This is a genomic window from Hungatella sp. SL.1.14, from assembly GCF_024460495.1.
Classification (GTDB): domain Bacteria; phylum Bacillota; class Clostridia; order Lachnospirales; family Lachnospiraceae; genus Hungatella; species Hungatella hathewayi.
In genome coordinates this window covers 1-287 of record NZ_JANFYJ010000534.1, presented here as the reverse complement: position 1 = coordinate 287, position 287 = coordinate 1, and the positions used below count along the sequence as shown (strand labels likewise).

Below are 287 nucleotides of genomic sequence, written 5' to 3'. Positions count from 1 at the left end.
CTTTGAACTTGCAGAGCAGAGTGAATTTTTAAAAGGCAAAAATAATAAAAACTGGTCAGCGACATTTGACTGGCTTATCAGTGACGGTAATATGGCTAAGGTGCTTGACGGCAATTACAGTAACAGGCCAGAGCCATCATACAGCCCTGTAGGGAAACAGCAGGACAAGCAAAACGAGAGCCGGGAAATGATGTATAACTGGGCGATGTCAAGAGGAGGAGAGGAATGAACACAAAGGAATTTGCCGTATTTGCAGATCGGATAAAAACAGCATATCCAAAAGACAA

At 42.9% G+C, this 287-nt stretch carries 1 pseudogene; it reads left to right on the top strand.

What is annotated here, in order from left to right:
- Positions 1-229: pseudogene (locus NE473_RS32175) on the top strand (hypothetical protein); the annotation flags it as partial.
- Between the last annotated feature and the right edge of the window lie 58 nt (positions 230-287).